Consider the following 17,769-nt stretch of genomic DNA (forward strand, 5'->3'; position numbering starts at 1 on the left):
TTCCTCAGCTGTGACGGGCTGGTCCCGGCGGGTTCTACTGGGCGCGGCGCCTGTCCTCGCGGACCGTGCTCGTGCTGTTCTTCCCGCGGCTCTCCGGTGATGGCCGGGTCGATGCCGATGCCGTGCAGTGTACGCGGGCTCGCCCGCGCGGTCACGACCGCCCCGGGGGAAGAGACGCGAGGAACAGCCGCACCGGGTTCGCGGGCCTCTGCGGCTCGCGGGGCTCCGCAGCTCCCGGGTCCCAGCACATGCGGTCGGGATCCTCAGCCGCCTGCCAGGTGGGCGGGGTCTCATGATCACGGCGGCCCCACCGGGGACGCCGTGGACGAAGGAGACGACATGGACGACGACATCCCTCACCGACGATCGCGCTTGGGCGCATCGACCCTCTCGGCGGCGGCGCTGCTGGTGCTGACCTTCGGCCCGTCCGCGCTCGCGCTGAGCCCCTCGACCGCCGCCTCCGCGGCCGCCGTGCCGCCGCGCGTGGTGGTCTCCGCCCCGGTCGCGGCCGCGGCCGCGCTCCAGACGACGCGCTCGCAGGACGAGGAGGACGCCGACGGCACCGATGCCGCCGCCGCATCCACTACCGCCGAGGAGGCGTGAGTCACCTCCTCGGACGGTGACAGTCGTGGAACACTGGTCCTTCCACGGAACCGCGCGCCGCTCGGCGCGGCCGACGCAGAAGGAGCGAGGATGTCGCTGTTCGGAGAGCCCTTCACCGCCAAGTGCCTGAAGTCGGGGATCACGGTCGAGGTCGAGGAGGGCCAGTCCCTCCTCCAGGCTCTGCTCGACGCCGGCGTCCCGATGGACTACTCCTGCGAGGGCGGGGTGTGCGGCACCTGCGTGGTGCCGCTGGTCTCCGGACAGGTCGAGCACATGGACGAGTTCCTCATGGACGACGAGCAGGACAGCCAGATGATCACCTGCGTCTCGCGCGGCGAGGGTGAGATCGAGATCGACGTCTGAGACGACGCGACCGCCCGCTGCCTCACAGGCGCGGGCCGGCCACCCACCAGGCGAGGCCGACGACGCCCATGAGCGCCGCGGCGCCGAGCACCGCCAGCGGCATCGGCAGCACGGGCCCGACCACGAGCAGCACGAGCACGCCGAGGGCGGCGAGCGCCAGCATGGTCACGAACACCACCGGGCGTCCCGAGGCGGGCTTGCCTCCCGTGCCCGTCGCAGAGCCCCGGCCCGTCGCAGCATTCCGGCCCGTCGCAGCGCCGTGCCGCGCCATCGCGTCCTCCGGGAGCATCGTGGTCATGCGATGGTCCTCTTCCCTGGTCCGTGCCGTGCCCTGGTGCGGGCGCAGCGCCCGTTGCGCCGCCTGACGGGACGATCCTCCCCCGGTCCGCACGGCGCGCACATCCCGCGCAGGGAGGACTCCCGCCTCCACCTTTGGTCGTAGGCGCGCCCGCGACGGTCATGGTGCCTACTCCCGGGCGTCCGCGATCAGCGGGCGTCGGGGTCGGGACCGGCCGGTCCCGGGCTCGGCTCGTCGTCGCCTCGGGCGTCCTGCTGATCCTCCCGGGCGTCCTGCCGGGCGAGTTCCGCGAACACGCCGCCGCGCGCGAGCAGCTCCTCGTAGGTGCCGCGCTCGACGATCCTCCCCCGCTCCATCACCACGATCTGGTCGGCGTGGCGGACGGTGGAGAGGCGGTGGGCGATCGAGACGGTGGTGCGGCCGCGCGCGACCGCGTCGAGCGCCCCGGACATCGCCCGCTCCGTGGCGACGTCGAGGGCCGAGGTCGCCTCGTCCAGCAGCAGCACCGGCGGGTCGCGGAGGATCGTGCGGGCGAGCGCGAGGCGCTGCTTCTCCCCGCCGGAGAAGCGGTAGCCCCGCTCCCCCACGACCGTCGCGTAGCCGTCCGGGAGGGCGACGATGTGGTCATGGATCTGGGCGATGCGGCAGGCGGCGACGAGCTCCTCGTCGGAGGCCTCCGGGCGGGCGAAGCGCAGGTTCTCGGCGATGGTGGCGTGCAGGAGATAGGTCTCCTGGGTGACCACGCCGATGCTCGCGGCGAGCGAGGACAGCGTGATCTCCCGCAGGTCGTGGCCGTCCAGGATGATCCGGCCGTCGGTCGGCTCGTAGAGCCTCGCCATGAGATAGCCGGTGGTGGTCTTGCCCGATCCGGTGGCGCCGACGAGGGCCGTGTGCTTCCCGGCCGGGACCACGAGGTCCAGGTGCGCGAGCGCCGGCTCCTCGGCGCCGGGATAGGCGAAGGTGACGTCCTCGAAGCGGATCTCGCCACGCACTCGGGCGGGGTCCAGGGAGATCGCGCCGTCGGCGTCGGCGATGAGGATCGGGGCGTCGAGGTACTCGAAGACCCGCGTGAACAGGGCGAGGGAGCTGTTGACCTGGGTCGCGACCCGCAGCAGGCCGTTGATCTGCGGGAACAGGGAGGACTGCAGGGCGATGAAGGCGACGAGGGTGCCGATGGTGATGCCGCTGCCGTCGGGGTCGGCGAACAGCAGGTGCCCGCCCAGGAAGTAGGTCAGCGCCGGGAAGAGCGACATGATCGTGGTGAACACGGCCATCTGCCAGCGGCCGGCCATCTGGGAGCGGACCTCGAGGTCGGCGAGCTCGCGGGAGTCGTCGGCGAAGGCGCTGCTGAGCGTCTCGACGCGTCCCATCGTCACCCCGAGCAGGATCCCGGAGACGGACAGGGACTCCTGGATCCCGGCGGAGAGGTCCGCGGCCTTCTCCTGCCGGGTGCGGACGATGGTGCGGCGGCGCCGGCCCACGCGCCGGTTCATCCACACCGCGAAGGGCAGGGCGATCAGCGAGAACAGCGTGAGCCGCCAGTCCATCGCGATCATGGCGACCAGCGCCATCGCGACCCCGGCGCCGGAGGAGACGATCTGGGTCATCACCGAGGTGACCACGGACTGCATCGAGCCGATGTCGGAGAAGATCCGCGACTGGATCTCACCGGTGCGGGTGCGGGTGAAGAATCCCAGCCCCATCCGCTGCAGGTGGGAGTAGACCGCCACGCGCAGGTCGTGCATCACCGACTGGCCCACGCGGGCCGAGAGCATCGACTGGGTGACGCCGAGGGCGCTCGCGACGACGGTGACGGCGATGAGCCCGCCCACGGACCAGGCGAGCACGTCGGCGCGCTGCTCGGGCAGGGCCACGTCGACGATCTCGCGGATCAGGAACGGGGAGACCACCCCGGCGGCCGCGGCGAGGACGATCAGCGAGAGCACGGCGGCGAGGGTGCCGCGGTAGGGGCGGAACAGGCCCAGCACCCGGCGCACATCGGGCTTCTGCCCGGGGGCGAGCTTCAGGTCGCCGCCGCCTCCCATGCCACCGCCCATGCCGCCGCCGGGCATCCCGCCGTAGGCCATCAGAGTCCCTGGTGGCGGGCCACCCGGTGGGCCGCGGCCTGGGCGAGGGGGCGCACGGTGACCAGGTCGAGGTTCACATGGTGCGGGGCGTTCAGGGCGTAGGAGACGACGTCGGCGCAGTCCTCCGCGGTCAGGGGCTGCTCGACCCCGTCGTAGACGGCGTCGGCCGCGTCCTGGTCGCCGAGACGGACGAGGGAGAACTCCTCGGTGCGGACCATGCCGGGGGCGACCTCGATGACGCGCACCTTCTCGCCGTTCAGCTCGAGCCGCAGGGCCGCGGCGAGCATGTGCTCCCCGGCCTTCGCGGCGTTGTAGCCGGACCCGCCGGGGTAGGCCTCGTGGCCGGCGACGGAGGTGAGGAAGAGGAGGTCGCCGCGGCCGCTGCGGCGCACGGCGGGCAGCAGGGCGCGGGTCACGCGCACGGCGCCGAGCACGTTGGTCTCGTACATGCCCTGCCACTTGTCGAGGTCCGCCTCCGCCGCGGGCTCGACGCCGAGGGCGCCGCCGGCGACGTGGACGACGGAGTTGAGCGTGCCGCCGAAGAGCTCCTCGACGCGGTCGGTGAGGGCGGCGACGGACTCGTCGGAGGTGACGTCGACGGCGAGCACCTCGCAGCCGGTCTCCTCGGCGAGGGCGGCGAGGCGCTCCTCGCGGCGGGCGATCGCGAGCACGCGCCAGCCGTCGGCGACGAGGCGGGCGGCGGTCGCGCGGCCGATGCCGGAGGAGGCGCCGGTGACGACGGCGGTCAGGGGCGCGGAGGACGGGGCGGGGCGGTCTGCGTCAGCGGCGGAGGTCATGGCGCCGAGCCTACGTCGCAGGGGCGGTGCGCGGCGCCGGTGTCCCGGCGGCGCGGGGCCGCGCGGGCGGGACGGCGGGCGCGCGGGTCACCACGCGGACTCCTCGTCGGTGCGGTGCGCCTCGGGCTCGATCTGGAGCGTGCAGTGCTCGAGACCGTGGCGGGCCCGGAGCAGCTCCTGGGCGGCGTCGAGCACGCCGTGGGCGTCGGCCCGCTCCTCGACCCGGAGGTGGGCGGTCGCGACGTCCATGCCCGAGGTGAGGGTCCACAGGTGCAGGTCGTGCACCTCGGTGACGCCGTCCAGGGCGGCGAGATCCGCCTGCACCGTCGCGGGGTCGAGGTGGCGGGGCGTCTCCTGGGCGAGCACGCCGAGCACCTCACGGCCCAGCATCACGGCACGCACGGCGACGAAGGCGCCGATCGCGAGGGCGACGACCGTGTCCGCGAGGACGCTGCCGGTGAGTGCGACGAGCACCCCGGCGACGACGACGCCGATCGAGCCGACGGTGTCCGCGAGGACCTCGAGATAGGCGCCCTTCACGGCGAGGCTCTCCCGCGCGCCGCCCGAGAGGATCCGCATGACCACGAGGTTCACGGCGAGCCCCAGCCCACCGACGACGAGCATGCCGGTGGTGCCGATCTCCGGTGCGGTCCCGAGCCGCCCGATCGCCTCGATGAGCACCCAGGCGGCGACGGCGAGCATGACGAGCACGGCGAAGAGGGAGGCGAAGACCTCGATCCGGTAGAGGCCGAAGCTGCGGCGCCCGCTGCGGTCCCCGCGGCCGGCGACGGTCGCGGCGCCGAGCGCGGCGGCGAGCGCGGCGGCGAGGGTGAGGACGTCCGCGGCCATGTGCCCGGCGTCGGAGAGCAGCGAGAGCGATCCGGTGAGCAGGGCGGTGACGAGCTCGACGACGAAGAAGCCGCCGATCAGCACCAGGGCGATCGCGAGGCGGGAGCGATGGCGGCCGCCGGCGCTGAGCGCCTCCGCACCTCCGCCGTGGGTGTGGCTGTGGCCGTGGCCCATCAGGCTCCCTCCCCGCGCTCGGGATGGCGCAGCGGCGAGTGCGCCGTGTGGGTGAGGGCGAGGTCCAGCAGCTCGAGGACGTGCGGGTCCTCGAGCCGGTAGTACATGCGGCGCCCCTCGCGGCGCGGGGTCACGACGCGGTGGGCGCGCAGCAGCTTCAGCGCGTGCGAAGTCGCGGACTCGGACTGGCCGGCCGTGAGGGCGAGGTCGTGGACGCACAGCTCCCCGCCGCGCAGGGCGAGCAGGAGGGTGGGACGGTGCGGCTCGCCGAGGAGGGAGAGGACGTCCGCGACGTCCGCGACCGCGGCGGGCGCCGGCAGGTGCGCGCGGGCGTGCTCGACGGCGGCGGGGTCCACGGAATCTGCGACCGCTGCGTCGGTGACCGCTGCGTCGGGGCCGACGGCGGAGCCGGGGTCGACCCCCGCCACCTGATCATCTGACGAGACGTTCATACGTCAAGGGCAGGAGCAGCCCTCCCGCGAGGGCAAGGGGGCTCCGCTCACACGGGAGCGGGCTCCCGGTCGCGGGAGGCGTCCAGCAGCTCCTGGATCTGGGAGCGGCAGGTGCCGCAGCCGGTGCCCGCGCGCGTGGCCCGCGAGACCTCCGCCGTGCTCCCGCAGCCGCCCGCGACCGCCCCGCACACGCTCCCCTTGGTGACCCCGTTGCACTGGCACAGCACGTCCTCCTCCGCCATGTCCGCCACGGAGTCGGCCGGGGCCACGGCCCGCGCGGCGAGCGGACGGGCGAGCAGGTGCACCGGGTCCCGCGGGACCGGGGTGCGCAGGGTGAACGCGGCGCTGAGCTCCGCCGCGGCGTCCTCGTCCCCCACGATCGTCGCCGCGACCAGACGCCCCTCGTGCACGACCACCTCGGTGAAGCGACCGCCGGAGGGATCGGCGAGCCGCACGGACCCCGGGGCGTGCAGGCCGGGCCCCGGCCGCTCGATGCGGCCCATGGTCACGAGCGCGAGGCCCACCGCCTTGACCCGCACCAGGTCTCCGCCCGTCCCGCGCGCCGGCACGGGCACCGATGCCTCCTGCGCCCGCGGGCGCCAGGACTCGACGAGCCGGCGCGCCTGCTCCCAGCCCTGGGCGACGAGCCCGCTCGCCCCCTCGGGCGGCTGGGCGCAGTCGCCGATCGCGAAGACGTCCGGGTCCCCCGGGCACGAGAGGTCCTCCCCCACCAGGATCCCCGCCCCGCACTCGAGGCCCGCCGCCGCGGCGAGCGCCGTCTGCGGCACGGTGCCCGTGCACAGCACGAGGAGGTCCGCGGGCCGCGCCGAGCCGTCGGAGAGGTGCACCGTCTCGAGACGACCCTCCGGCGCGTCGACGCGCGTCGCGCTCGCCGAGGTGACCACGGTGATGCCGAGCGTCTCGAGCGCGCCGTGCACGATCTCCGAGGCGTCGCGGTCCAGCTGCCGCTCCATGAGCCGCTCGCGGTGATGGACGAGCGTCACCCGCGCCCCGCGGCCGGCGAGTCCCGTGGCGACCTCGATGCCGAGCACGCCCGCACCGAGGACGACGACCTCGCCGCCGCCCTCGCAGCGGCGGAGGATCCGCTCCGCGTCGTCGAGGTCCTTCAGCGGGCTCACGCCGTCCACCAGCGTCGACTCCTCCGCCACGTCCCCGGGTGCGTGCAGCCCGGGGACGTCGGGGATCCGGGCCGCGGAGCCCGTCGCGAGCACCAGGCGGTCGTAGGGGTGCGCCTCGCCGAGCTCGTCATGGACCAGGTGCGAGGCCCGGTCGATGCGCACGGCCCGCACGCCGCGCAGCACACGCGCCTGCTCCGGCCCCACCTGCTCGAGGGCGAGCGCGGCGGGATCCGCCTTCCCGGCGACCACCGAGGAGAGCTGGACCCGGTTGTAGGGGTCGTGGTCCTCCTGGCCGAGCACCGTCAGGCGGGCCTGCGGATCCGCCGCCGCGAGATCCGCGGCGACCCGGGAGCCGACCATGCCGTGGCCGATCACGACGATCCTCATACGGCGCTCCTCTGCTGGACGGTGACCACATCGGGGGCGGGGACGGGCCGGGGCGCGGGGAGCACCCCGAGCGCCGTCACCTTGAAGCCGGGCATGCCGGAGAGCGGATCGGTCGCGCTGCCCGTGAGCAGGTTCGCGCTCCCCTCCCCGGGGTAGTGGAAGGGCATGAAGACGGTGTCCGGCCGGATCTCCTCGGTGACCTCCGCCGACACCCGCAGCTCGCCGCTGCGGGTGCGCAGCAGCACCTCCTCGCCGTCCTCGATGCCGAGGAGGTCCGCGAGCAGGGGGTGCATCTGGGCGAAGGCCGCGGGCCGCGCGGCGAGCAGGGAGGGCACCCGGCGGGTCTGCGCCCCGGACTGGTACTGCTCGAGCAGGCGCCCCGTGACCAGGTGCAGCGGGGCGTCCGCCCGGAGCGGATCGGCCGGGTCCTCGTGCGTCACCGGGATCAGGCGGGCACGGCCGTCGGCCGTCGGGAAGCCGTCGAGCAGCGCGTGCGGCGTCCCCGGGTGGCCCGGAGCGGGGACGGGCCAGTGCATCGATCCCTCGCGGTCCAGCCGCTCGTGGCTGAGGCCGGAGTAGTCGGCGCGGCCGCCCGCGGAGGCCCGGGCGAGCTCGTCGAACACGGCGGAGGCCTCGGCCGGGAAGCCGCGGGGCACGCCGAGCCGCGCGGCGAGCTCGCGGAGGATCCACAGCTCGCTGCGCGCCCCGCCCGGGGCCTCCCGCGCCCGGCGGCGGCGGATCACGCGGCCCTCGAGGTTCGTCATCGTGCCCTCCTCCTCCGCCCACTGGGTGACGGGGAGGAGGACGTCGGCCAGCAGCGCCGTCTCCGAGGGGACGGTGTCCAGGACGACGAGCAGATCGAGCGCGGCGAGCCGCTCCCGCACCCGGGAGACGTCCGGCGCCGAGACGACGGGGTTCGCCCCGCACACGATCAGCGCGGAGGGACCGCCCGCCGTGCCGAGCATGCCGAGCAGCTCGACCGCGGGGACGCCCGGGCCGGGCAGGGACTCCGGGTCCACGCCCCAGACGGCCGCGACGTGCGCGCGGTCCTCCGGATCGGTGATCTTCCGGTAGCCGGGCAGCTGATCCGCCTTGAGCCCGTGCTCGCGGCCGCCCTGCCCGTTGCCCTGGCCGGTGAGCGGCCCGTAGCCGGAGCCGCGACGGCCCACGAGGCCCAGCAGCAGGGCGAGGTCGATCGCGGCGGTGACGGTCGCGGTGCCCTGGGTGGACTGCTCGACCCCGCGACCGGTGAGCACGTAGGCGCCGCGGCCGCCGCGGGACGGGGAGGCGTCGGCGAGCATCCGCGCGACCTGCCGCAGTCGCCGGGCGGGGACCCCGCACACGGCCTCCGCGCGCTCGGGCCACCAGGCGGCGGCGCTCGCCCGGAGCGACGCGAGGCCCGTGGTGCGCGCGGCGACGTACTCGTGGTCCACGAGGTCCTCCGCGAGCACCACGTGGAGGAGGGCCAGCAGCACCACGAGGTCCGTGCCGGGCACCGGGGCGAGATGCACGCCGGCGCCCTCCGCGGTCAGGGCAGCCGTCGCCGATCCGCGCGGGTCCGTGACGACGAGGCCGCCGCGGGAGCGCACGCCCTCGAGGTGCTGGACGAAGGGAGGCATGGTCGCGGCGAGGTTCGAGCCGAGCAGCAGCACGCAGTCCGCGCCGGCGAGGTCCGGCAGCGGGAAGGGCAGGCCGCGGTCCAGGCCCAGGGAGCGGTTGGAGGCGGTCGCCGCGGCGGACATGCAGAAGCGGCCGTTGTAGTCGATGAGCCGCGAGCCGAGCACGACCCGCGTGAACTTGCCGAGCGCGTAGGCCTTCTCGTTGGTGAGCCCTCCGCCGCCGAACACGGCGACGGCATCCGCCCCGCGGCGCTCCCGCTGCTCGCGCAGGTGGGTCGCGGCGTGGTCGAGGGCCGCGTCCCAGCTCACCTCGCGCAGCACCCCGTCCGCGCCGCGCAGCTGCGGGGCGGTGAGCCGGTCGGGGGCGGTGAGGACCTCCGCGGAGGTCCATCCCTTGCGGCACAGCCCGCCCTGGTTCGTGGGGAAGTCCCGGCCCTCGACGGTGAGCACGGGGGCGCCGTCGGCCCCGCCTCCCGCGACGGGGGTGAGCGTCTGCGCGCACTGGAGCGCGCAGTAGGGACAGTGCGTCGCCGTCCCCGACGAGGCACTGCCCGCAGGAGTGGTGCCCGCGGGGACGGAGCCCGCAGGGGCGCTCGGAGTGCTCGGCATGGGCAAAGCGTGCGCGGCAGGGCGGGGTGACGTCGGCCCCGGGTCACCGCCCGGGACGCCGGGTCACGATCCGGTCACGGAGGCCCTGCGATCTCGCCGCCCGGGCCGCCGCCGCTGCGCTCAGACGCCCTGGACGTGCGGGGCCTCGTCGACCGAGAGGTCCCCCGAGACGCGGCCCCGGGACAGGCGCCCCATGACCGCGGCGATCGCGCCGTCGCCGGTGACGTTGGTGGCGGTGCCGAAGGAGTCGATCGCAATGTAGGCGGCGATCATCAGGCCCACGGCCGCCTCGTCGAATCCGAGGATCGAGGAGAGCACGCCGGCGGCGGCCATGATCGCGCCGCCGGGCACGCCGGGCGCGGCGATCATCACGATGCCGAGCATGAACACGAAGCCCAGCAGCGCCGGGACGTTCAGCTCCATGCCGGTGACGATCATGATCGCGACGGCGAAGGTGGTGATCTTCAGGGTGGAGCCGGCGAGGTGGATCGTGGCGCCCAGCGGGATCACGAAGTCGGCGATCGCATCGGGGATGCCGTTGCGCTTGGTGCACTCGACGGTGACGGGGATGGTCGCGGCCGAGGAGCTGGTGCCCAGCGCCGTCATGTAGGCCGGGAGCATCCGGCCCAGCATCCGCAGCGGGTTCTTCCCCATCGCGAGGCCTGCGACGCCGTACTGGGCCAGCAGCACCACCACGGTCATCGCGAAGACCAGCAGGACCACGGCGAGGAAGGTGCCGATGACGGTCCAGATCTGGCCGTTCATGGTCAGGCCCAGGAACATGCCGAAGATGTACAGCGGCAGCAGCGGCACGATCATCGCCTCGATGATCCGCACGATGATCGTGCGCAGCTGCTCGAAGGACTCCTGCAGGGCGCCCTTCTTCACGAGGGTCAGCCCGATGCCGAGGCAGAAGGAGAGCACCAGCGCCGTCATCACGTCGAACACCGGCGGGATCTCGATGTCGAAGTAGGTCGCGATCGCCGAGTCCTCGGGGTTCTCGAGGGTGCCGATGCTCGCGCCGTCCAGCATCCGCGGCAGCAGCACCAGGGAGATCCCGAGAGCGAACAGCCCGCACAGCACGGTGGAGAGATAGGCGATGCCGGTGGTGGCGGCGAGCATCTTCCCGGCGCCGCGGCCGAGCTCCGCGATCGCCGGGGTCACCAGGCCCACGATGATCAGCGGGATGAGGAAGCCGAGGAAGCCGGAGAAGATCCCGTTGAAGGTCGTGAAGACGCGGGCGATCGACTCGGGCATCACCAGGCCCAGACCGATCGCGAGCACGATCGCGACGAGGATCCGGGGCAGGAGGCCGAAGCGGGGGCGACGAGGAGCCGCGGAGGGGGTGCCCGCGGCGGAGTCAGCGGCGCCGCGCGCCGCCGCGGGATCCTCCGCGGCGGAGTCGACAGCGCTGTCGAGATTCGAGTTCATGAGGGTCCGGTTCGCTGAGGAGGGACGGGGACCGGGACAGCGTAGACGGCCGATGCCCGCGGGCGCTCCACTGCAGGGAGGACCGTCCGAGCGCCGGGGGCGCCGACGGGGCCGAGGTGCAGGCCCGCGCAGCACCCACCTCTGTCTTGTGGCACGTTCCACAGCGCACTAAGGTTGATCGAGTGCCTGCTCACGGACGGATCGCCGCTGCCGCCTTCCGCCAGTACTCCACCTACCGGATGGCGACCGCCGCGGGCATCTTCACCAACACGATCTTCGGGTTCATCCGCGCCTCGATCATGTTCGCCGCGATCGGCACGGCGGGCGGCGAGCTCGGCGGGTACACGATGCTGCAGGCGGCAACCTATGTATGGCTGGGCCAGGCGCTGCTCGCCCCGATCGAGGCCTTCGGCACCCGGGAGGTGTCCCAGCGGGTCCACCAGGGCGACATCGCGGTGGACCTTCTGCGCCCCGTGGATCTGCTCAGCCTCCACTACGCGCAGAAGCTCGGCCGCGCGGCGTTCCTGCTGCTGGCCCGCGGCATCCCTCCGCTGGTGGTGGGCGCCCTGGTGACCGGGCTCGCCCTGCCCGAGCATCCGCTGTCCTACCTGCTCGGCGCCCTCTCGCTGCTGCTCGCGATCACGGTCGCCTTCCTCGCCGACATGATGGTGAACCTCGCCGCCTTCTGGCTGGTGGAGACCCGCGGACTGACCGTCGTCTACAACGCGACGATGAACCTGCTCTCGGGCTTCCTCATCCCGATCGTGTGGTTCCCGGACTGGCTGCTGGCGATCGCTCGGGCGACCCCGTTCCCCTCGATGATCCAGACCCCGATCGACACCCTCTCGGGCCGCGTCCCGCCGGCGGAGGCGCTCGGACTGATCGGCGTGCAGATCGGCTGGGCGGCGGTGCTGGCGCTCGCGGCCTGGGCGATGCTGCGCGCCGGCACGCGGAGCCTGGAGGTGCAGGGTGGCTGAGCAGGAGAGGCCGGGCGCCGCGAGTGAAGGGAGCCGAACGGGGGCGCAGGACCGCCCCGTCTCGACCGCGCGCATGGTCGCGACCCTCTACGGCTCGCGCCTGCGCTCGCAGGCGACGTTCCGCACCAGCTTCCTCGCCGACGTGCTCGGCCAGGTGCTGATCGTGGGCACCGAGTTCCTCGAGCTGTGGGTGATCCTCTCCCAGGTCGGCGTCCTCGGAGGGATGACGCTCTCGCAGGTCGCGGTGGTCTACGGGCTCGGCGCGCTCGCCTTCGGGATCGGAGACATGTTCTTCGGGGAGATCGACGGGCTCTCGGCGCAGATCCGCTCCGGGCGCCTGGAGACGCTGCTGATCCGCCCGGTGCCGCTGCTGCTGCAGATCTCGAGCCTGGACCTCTCGCTGCGACGCATCGGGAGGATCGCGGTGGGGCTCGGGATGTATGTGACCGCGCTGGCCATCGCGGGCTTCTCCCCGACCCCGGCGCTGCTGCTGCTCGCGGTGCTGGCCCCGTTCGCCGGGGCGCTCATCTTCGGAGCGCTGTTCACGATGGCCGGGGCGCTGCAGTTCTGGCTGGTGGACGGGCGCGAGTTCGCCAATGCCTTCACCTACGGCGGCAACTACGTCGCCACCACCCCCGGCGCCGTCTTCGCCCTGCCGATGCGGGCCTTCTTCACCTTCGTGATCCCGGCGACCCTGATCGCCTACGCCCCCGCCCTCGCGCTGCTGGGTCTGCCCGGCCCCGCCCTGGTCCCGTCCTGGGCGGGCTGGGTCGGCCTGCCCGTGGCGCTCCTCGCCTGGACCATCGCCCTGATCCTCTGGCGCGCGGGGGTCCGTCGCTACACAGGAGCAGGTGGATGACCTCTCACCCCGTCCCGTCCCTCCCGACCCCGTCGGACCCGTCGGCCGCCCGCAGCCCCGACGTCGAGTCCTCCCCCGCGCTCGAGCTCGCGCAGCTGCGTCGTGACTACGTCGTGCGCGCCGCCGCCCCGGGCTCCCGCCGGCGCCGGCGGCAGCGGGTGCGGGCGGTCGACGAGATCTCGCTGCGCATCGAGCGCGGAGAGGCCGTCGGCTTCGTCGGCGCGAACGGCGCCGGGAAGTCCACCACCATCAAGATGATCACCGGCATCCTGCAGCCCACGGCGGGCTCCGTGCGGGTGCTGGGGCGCGACCCGGTGCCGGAGCGTCGGCGTCTCGCCCGCGAGATCGGGGTGGTGTTCGGGCAGCGCTCGCAGCTGTGGTGGGACCTGCCGCTGCGGGACAGCTACCGGATTCTTGGCGCGATGCACCGCCTGACCGATCGGGCTCTCGCCGCGCGCCTGGACCGGCTCGTGGAGGGGCTGGACCTCGCCGCGTTCCTGGACCGTCCGGTGCGTCAGCTGTCGCTCGGGCAGCGGATGCGCGGGGAGGTCGCCGCGGCGCTGCTGCACTCCCCGCAGCTGGTGGTGCTCGACGAGCCGACGATCGGGCTGGACATGGTCTCCAAGGAGGGGCTGCGTCGCTTCCTGCGCGAGGACCGGGCCGAGCGCGGCACCACCCTGTTCCTCACCACGCACGACATGGGCGACGTCGAGCGGCTGTGCGACCGGATCGTGGTGGTCGCCTCCGGGCAGGTCGCCTACGACGGCGCGCTCGCCGGCTTCCGGGAGCGGCTCGGCTCGCCGCGCGAGCTCGTGCTCGACCTCGCCGCGCCGCGTCTCGAGGCGCTCGCGCTGCCCGAGGGGGCGCGGACCCTCGCGATCGAGGCGGAGGGGATCCGTCACCGGATCGCGTTCTCCGGGGCGGAGCTGACCGTGCCGGCGCTGCTGACCCGGATCGGCGCCCAGGCCGAGGTGCAGGACCTCTCCCTCACCGAACCGGCCGTCGAGGACCTCGTGCGGCGCATCAACGCCGGGGACCGTCCGGACTGACGACGGCGGGCTCGCCGGCGCCATCCTCCCCGGACCGGCCCGGCCGACGCCGCACCGGGCGCGCCCCTTCGTTCATGCGGGGACACACCGCGCTCCGCGACCTGCGCTGATGCACACTGGTCCCCGGGGGATACTGAGAGATCCCGTCTCCCGCCCGGCAGTCCCCGCCGCGGCAGGGCACGGCGCGAGAGAAGGAGGACCATGGCCCGCTCCTACGCCACCGTCGGACAGATGCTCACCTACGCCGTCGAGCGCACGGTCAACGCCCCGGAGAGCGCCGAGCGCACCGAACGGCCCGTGCGCGCCGACGCGATCCTCCGCCACATGCTCGAGTTCGTGCTGATGGCCCCGCGCAGCCGCCGTGCGTTCCTGCGCACGGTGCTCCGGACCGAGCGCGCCACCGGCAGCATCGTCGCCGCGCCGCGCCTGCACCGCCATTCCCCCGACCTGGTCGCCGAGATCCTCCCGACCTCCCCCGAGTCCGACGACGGCGCCCGCCTCGGCATCGTGGTGAGCACGGACGGGCTGCTGCGCACCACCCAGCTCGAGAAGCACCTGGCCGCGCTCGGCACCTCGGCGCACCACCTGCTGCTGGCGGTCTCGCGCCGCAGCGACCTCGTCGGCGGCGAGGAGCAGCTGCCCGAGCGGGTGCAGGCCACGAGCTGGCGCTCCCTCGCCCGGCGGATGTCGAAGGCCGACCCCGGCCATCAGGCGCTGTGGGAGACGATCGGGGAGATCGGCGAGAACTCGGGCCGGCCCATCGTGCAGTACCCGGTGGAGGCGAAGCGGCTGCTGACCAAGGCGTCGGTGGCCCAGGAGTTCCGCGGCCACCTCGACGTCATGCACCGCGCCTCCCGCGACCTGCTGGGCACCAGCCCGCACTTCTCGACCCGGCGCGGCCAGACCGACGCGCACCTCCAGGCCGGGGTGCGCCTGCACCGCACCGGTCTCGAGTTCGGCGAGGTCGAGCAGGGCACTCCCGTGCACCTCCAGCGCGCCGGCCACGAGCCGGTGCCGCTGGGCATCGGCCTGCCCCGCACCGACGAGGAGAGTGCCGAGGCCGCGGAGCGCCTGGAGACCCTCGCCCGGCGCACGGCCTGGCGCACCGACGAGGGCGCGCTGCCCGCGACGCCGGAGCTGATCGGCGCCCCCGCCTCCCCGGAGGTGGAGGGGGCGCGCCTGCTGCTGTGGGCGGTGCTGAACCCGATGCTGCTGCGGGACCGCGGCTTCGATCTCGCGCCCGCCCGGCGCCAGCCGGCGCTGACCGCGACCACGATGGGGCTGCGCCTGCTCCATCGCGGCGACGAGACCGGGACCACCTACCGGCTCTGGGTGGGCGGCGAGCGGGACTGGACCCACTTGATCCCGAAGGTGACGCGCGAGGCGACGGCGGACCGGCCGGAGGAGACCTACGCGGTGGCGCCCCGCAAGAGCCAGTCCACCGCGGACTTCGTCTGGGAGGTCCACCGGGCGCTGCGCTCGCTGACGATCGTGTGAGGCGCGCGGGGCATGGCCGCCCGTCGGCCGCGCCGTGACCGGTCGCGCATGCGCCGCCCCGTCGGCCGCGCTGTGACCCGTCGGCCGCGCCGCGGGGTGCTCGGATGCGCGAGGATGGAGCCATGGCTGCTTCGAGCGAGACACCGGTGATGCACGGCGAGTACAAGGTCCGCGGCGGCAAGCTCGTCGCCGTCGACGTCACCGCCCACGACGACCGGATCGCCTCCGCGCACGTGTTCGGCGACTTCTTCCTCGAGCCCGACGATGCGCTCGAGGAGCTGAACGCAGCGCTCGAGGGCATGCCCACCGATGCGACGGCCGCCGAGCTCGGCGCCGCGATCACCGACCGTCTCGCCGCCCTCCCCGAGCCGGTGGAGATGATCGGCTTCGACGCCGAGGCGGTCGCGATCGCCGTGCGACGCGCGCTCGGGCACGCCTCGAGCTGGGACGACCTCACCTTCGACGTGATCCCGCCCGTGGTCCTGCCTCCCGTGATGCACGTGGCGCTCGACGAGGTGCTGCCGAAGGAGGTCATCGCCGGCCGGCGCCGCCCCCACTTCCGGATCTGGGACTGGGACTCCTCGCTGGTGGTGATCGGCTCCTACCAGTCGCTGCGCAACGAGATCGACACCGAGGGCGCCGCGAAGCACGACATCGGGGTGGTGCGTCGCATCACCGGCGGCGGCGCGATGTTCATGGAGCAGGGCAACTGCATCACCTACTCCCTGGTGGTGCCGACCTCGCTGGTGGAGGGGCTGAGCTTCGAGCAGGCTTACGGCTATCTCGACGACTGGGTGATGGGCGCGCTCGCGGAGATCGGGGTGAAGGCCCACTACGTGCCGCTGAACGACATCGCCTCCGAGCAGGGCAAGATCGGCGGCGCCGCCCAGCGCCGCTTCGCCGGCGGCGTGCTGCTGCACCACGTGACGATGAGCTACGACATCGACGCGGACAGGATGGGCGAGGTGCTGAGGATCGGCCGCGAGAAGCTCTCCGACAAGGGCACCCGCAGCGCGAACAAGCGCGTGGACCCGATGCGCTCGCAGACGGGCCTGGCCCGCGAGCAGATCATCGAGGGGTTCCTCGAGTACTTCCGCGCCCGCTACGACACCGTCGACTCCTCCTACACCGAGGACGAGCTGGCCAAGGCCCGCGAGCTGGTGGAGACCAAGTTCGGCACCGAGGAGTGGACCGCGCGGGTGCCGTGAGGCGAAGTAGGCGCGAGCGATCCCGCGAGACCCTACGATGAGCCGTGCTCAGCTACCTCCTCGCCCCGCGCTCGACGGTGCTCGACCTGCTCGAAGGCGACGACGACGCCTCCGTCGGCCCCGAATCCGCGACGGGCTGGACCGTCGCCTGGTTCGAGGATCCAGATCTCATCGAGGAGATCAGGACCGCAATCCTGGTGGACGAAGCGGGCGAGGTGGAAATCGCTCTCGGCGTCCGGCGTGACGGGGTGACCCGCTCCTGGTCGTGGGCCGTGGACGAGGACGAGAAGTGCGTCGACGATGCCGACGGCGTCGTCGAGGTCGGTGACGGCGAGAGTCTGGCCGACGAGGACGGGGCAGCGCGTGAGCTCGCCGCCGCGCTCGGGGCACCGGACGAGATCCGGTCGGCACTGCGAGAGCTGCTCGCCCAGCGCAGGGAGCCGGACAGCTTCGTCGACCGGCTCGCCACGCTCACCGGCCTCCCCGCGCCCTCGCCCCCGCATCCTGTACGCGCACTCGTGCTCTCCCGGACCACGCCCGCCGCGACGCGCCTGACCGGTCAGATCGCCGCGACCGGGCTGGGAGACATCGCGCTGGCCGACCTCGGGGATGGCTGGTCCGGCCTGCTGATGCTCGAGAATCCTGATCTCGGCCCCCAGCTGGCGGATGCCGTCGGGCGCTTCATCGCTGCACAGGGGCTGCGCTCGCGGAAGAAGCGGTCGCTGCTGCTGTGGCGCGGCGAGAACGGCGCAGCCGGGTTCGAGCTGCACCGCGGAGAGAACCTGTACGCCGCGCACTCCTGGGGCACCGGATGGACCGACATCGTCAGCGCCGAGCTGTCGGTGCGCGACGCCTTCGCCGAGGAGCTGCTCGTGCTCGCCCCTGATGCGCCAGAGCATCGTCCGCGCCTGCGCTCGCTGATGCGTGCTGACACCCGGGATCGCGACCCGCTCGCAGAACTCGTCGACCTCCTCGATCTGCCGTCCGACGCGATCGCCGTGCTGGATCCGGGGGTGGACGGTACAGCGGCGGCGCCTTGGGACGACCCGCCGGTGCCGCTCGAGCTGCTCGAGCCGGCCGGGCTCGGACGCTTCCTCCGCGGCCTCGTGACCGGTCGCGGCCTGCCGCCGCTCGCGCCCCGCTGGGTCCTGCGCGCCTATGGGGCACTCTGCGCCTCGCTCTCGCTGCTGAGCGCCCTGTGGGCCGCTACGAAGACGTTGGTCGTCGCGACTGACGGCGCCATCGTGGATCAGCCGACGGCCACCGCCGGGGACTGGATCTTCCTGTGCGTCGCCGTCGTCGCCACCGTCGTCAACGCGGTGATCGCCGCCGGGTCTTTCCTCCAGGCCCGCGCAGCGGAGTGACGGCGTC

16 protein-coding genes are annotated in these 17,769 nt (G+C 73.7%); 8 read left to right on the top strand and 8 right to left on the bottom strand.

Annotated features, from left to right (window positions below; genetic code table 11):
* The first annotated feature begins 372 nt into the window (after nucleotides 1-372).
* Nucleotides 373-603: a hypothetical protein gene (locus DEU31_RS06020; protein WP_010551320.1), complete on the top strand. Its 231-nt coding sequence runs from the start codon at nucleotides 373-375 to the stop codon at nucleotides 601-603.
* Between the two features lie 90 nt (nucleotides 604-693).
* A complete protein-coding gene (locus DEU31_RS06025; protein WP_010551319.1) occupies nucleotides 694-966 on the top strand; it encodes a 2Fe-2S iron-sulfur cluster binding domain-containing protein in 273 nt (90 codons plus the stop codon).
* A 22-nt stretch (nucleotides 967-988) separates the two neighbouring features.
* Here DEU31_RS06025 and DEU31_RS06030 read toward each other — a convergent pair whose 3' ends face one another.
* The 8 genes from DEU31_RS06030 to DEU31_RS06065 all read right to left on the bottom strand — a co-directional run bounded on the left by DEU31_RS06030 (nucleotide 989) and on the right by DEU31_RS06065 (nucleotide 10,808).
* Complete coding sequence (locus DEU31_RS06030) at nucleotides 989-1,264, bottom strand: hypothetical protein (RefSeq protein ID WP_133676481.1); 276 nt, start codon at nucleotides 1,262-1,264, stop codon at nucleotides 989-991.
* A 188-nt stretch (nucleotides 1,265-1,452) separates the two neighbouring features.
* A complete protein-coding gene (locus DEU31_RS06035) occupies nucleotides 1,453-3,351 on the bottom strand; it encodes an ABC transporter ATP-binding protein (RefSeq protein ID WP_133676483.1) in 1,899 nt (632 codons plus the stop codon).
* Nucleotides 3,351-4,148, bottom strand: a complete 798-nt coding sequence (locus DEU31_RS06040; protein ID WP_133676485.1) for an SDR family NAD(P)-dependent oxidoreductase — start codon at nucleotides 4,146-4,148, stop codon at nucleotides 3,351-3,353. The genes DEU31_RS06035 and DEU31_RS06040 overlap by 1 nt, the downstream gene beginning before the upstream one ends.
* Before the next feature lie 87 nt (nucleotides 4,149-4,235).
* On the bottom strand, nucleotides 4,236-5,171 hold the full coding sequence (locus DEU31_RS06045) for a cation diffusion facilitator family transporter (RefSeq protein WP_133676486.1): 936 nt from the start codon (nucleotides 5,169-5,171) through the stop codon (nucleotides 4,236-4,238).
* A complete protein-coding gene (locus tag DEU31_RS06050) occupies nucleotides 5,171-5,623 on the bottom strand; it encodes a metalloregulator ArsR/SmtB family transcription factor (protein ID WP_243733759.1) in 453 nt (150 codons plus the stop codon). The genes DEU31_RS06045 and DEU31_RS06050 overlap by 1 nt, the downstream gene beginning before the upstream one ends.
* A 47-nt stretch (nucleotides 5,624-5,670) precedes the next feature.
* Nucleotides 5,671-7,149: an FAD-dependent oxidoreductase gene (locus DEU31_RS06055; RefSeq protein ID WP_133676487.1), complete on the bottom strand. Its 1,479-nt coding sequence runs from the start codon at nucleotides 7,147-7,149 to the stop codon at nucleotides 5,671-5,673.
* On the bottom strand, nucleotides 7,146-9,377 hold the full coding sequence (locus DEU31_RS06060) for a molybdopterin oxidoreductase family protein (protein WP_133676488.1): 2,232 nt from the start codon (nucleotides 9,375-9,377) through the stop codon (nucleotides 7,146-7,148). The genes DEU31_RS06055 and DEU31_RS06060 overlap by 4 nt, the downstream gene beginning before the upstream one ends.
* Before the next feature lie 120 nt (nucleotides 9,378-9,497).
* Nucleotides 9,498-10,808: a dicarboxylate/amino acid:cation symporter gene (locus tag DEU31_RS06065; protein WP_010551311.1), complete on the bottom strand. Its 1,311-nt coding sequence runs from the start codon at nucleotides 10,806-10,808 to the stop codon at nucleotides 9,498-9,500.
* A gap of 182 nt (nucleotides 10,809-10,990) precedes the next feature.
* On the opposite strand from DEU31_RS06065, the gene DEU31_RS06070 reads away from it, so the two are divergent.
* The 6 genes from DEU31_RS06070 (at nucleotide 10,991) to DEU31_RS16755 (ending at nucleotide 17,762) form a co-directional block, all read left to right on the top strand.
* Complete coding sequence (locus DEU31_RS06070; RefSeq protein ID WP_010551310.1) at nucleotides 10,991-11,785, top strand: ABC-2 family transporter protein; 795 nt, start codon at nucleotides 10,991-10,993, stop codon at nucleotides 11,783-11,785.
* A 73-nt stretch (nucleotides 11,786-11,858) separates the two neighbouring features.
* The gene (locus DEU31_RS06075) at nucleotides 11,859-12,644 is read left to right on the top strand and encodes an ABC-2 family transporter protein (RefSeq protein ID WP_010551309.1); all 786 of its coding nucleotides are present in this window, start codon (nucleotides 11,859-11,861) and stop codon (nucleotides 12,642-12,644) included.
* On the top strand, nucleotides 12,641-13,693 hold the full coding sequence (locus tag DEU31_RS06080) for an ATP-binding cassette domain-containing protein (protein WP_133676489.1): 1,053 nt from the start codon (nucleotides 12,641-12,643) through the stop codon (nucleotides 13,691-13,693). The genes DEU31_RS06075 and DEU31_RS06080 overlap by 4 nt, the downstream gene beginning before the upstream one ends.
* Before the next feature lie 201 nt (nucleotides 13,694-13,894).
* On the top strand, nucleotides 13,895-15,190 hold the full coding sequence (locus tag DEU31_RS06085; protein WP_010551307.1) for a hypothetical protein: 1,296 nt from the start codon (nucleotides 13,895-13,897) through the stop codon (nucleotides 15,188-15,190).
* A 149-nt stretch (nucleotides 15,191-15,339) separates the two neighbouring features.
* A complete protein-coding gene (locus DEU31_RS06090) occupies nucleotides 15,340-16,398 on the top strand; it encodes a lipoate--protein ligase family protein (protein ID WP_010551306.1) in 1,059 nt (352 codons plus the stop codon).
* Nucleotides 16,399-16,442: 44 nt separating this feature from the next.
* On the top strand, nucleotides 16,443-17,762 hold the full coding sequence (locus DEU31_RS16755; RefSeq protein ID WP_010551305.1) for a hypothetical protein: 1,320 nt from the start codon (nucleotides 16,443-16,445) through the stop codon (nucleotides 17,760-17,762).
* Nucleotides 17,763-17,769: the final 7 nt, after the last annotated feature.

Source organism: Brachybacterium sp. AG952 (assembly GCF_004362645.1).
Lineage (GTDB): Bacteria > Actinomycetota > Actinomycetes > Actinomycetales > Dermabacteraceae > Brachybacterium > Brachybacterium conglomeratum.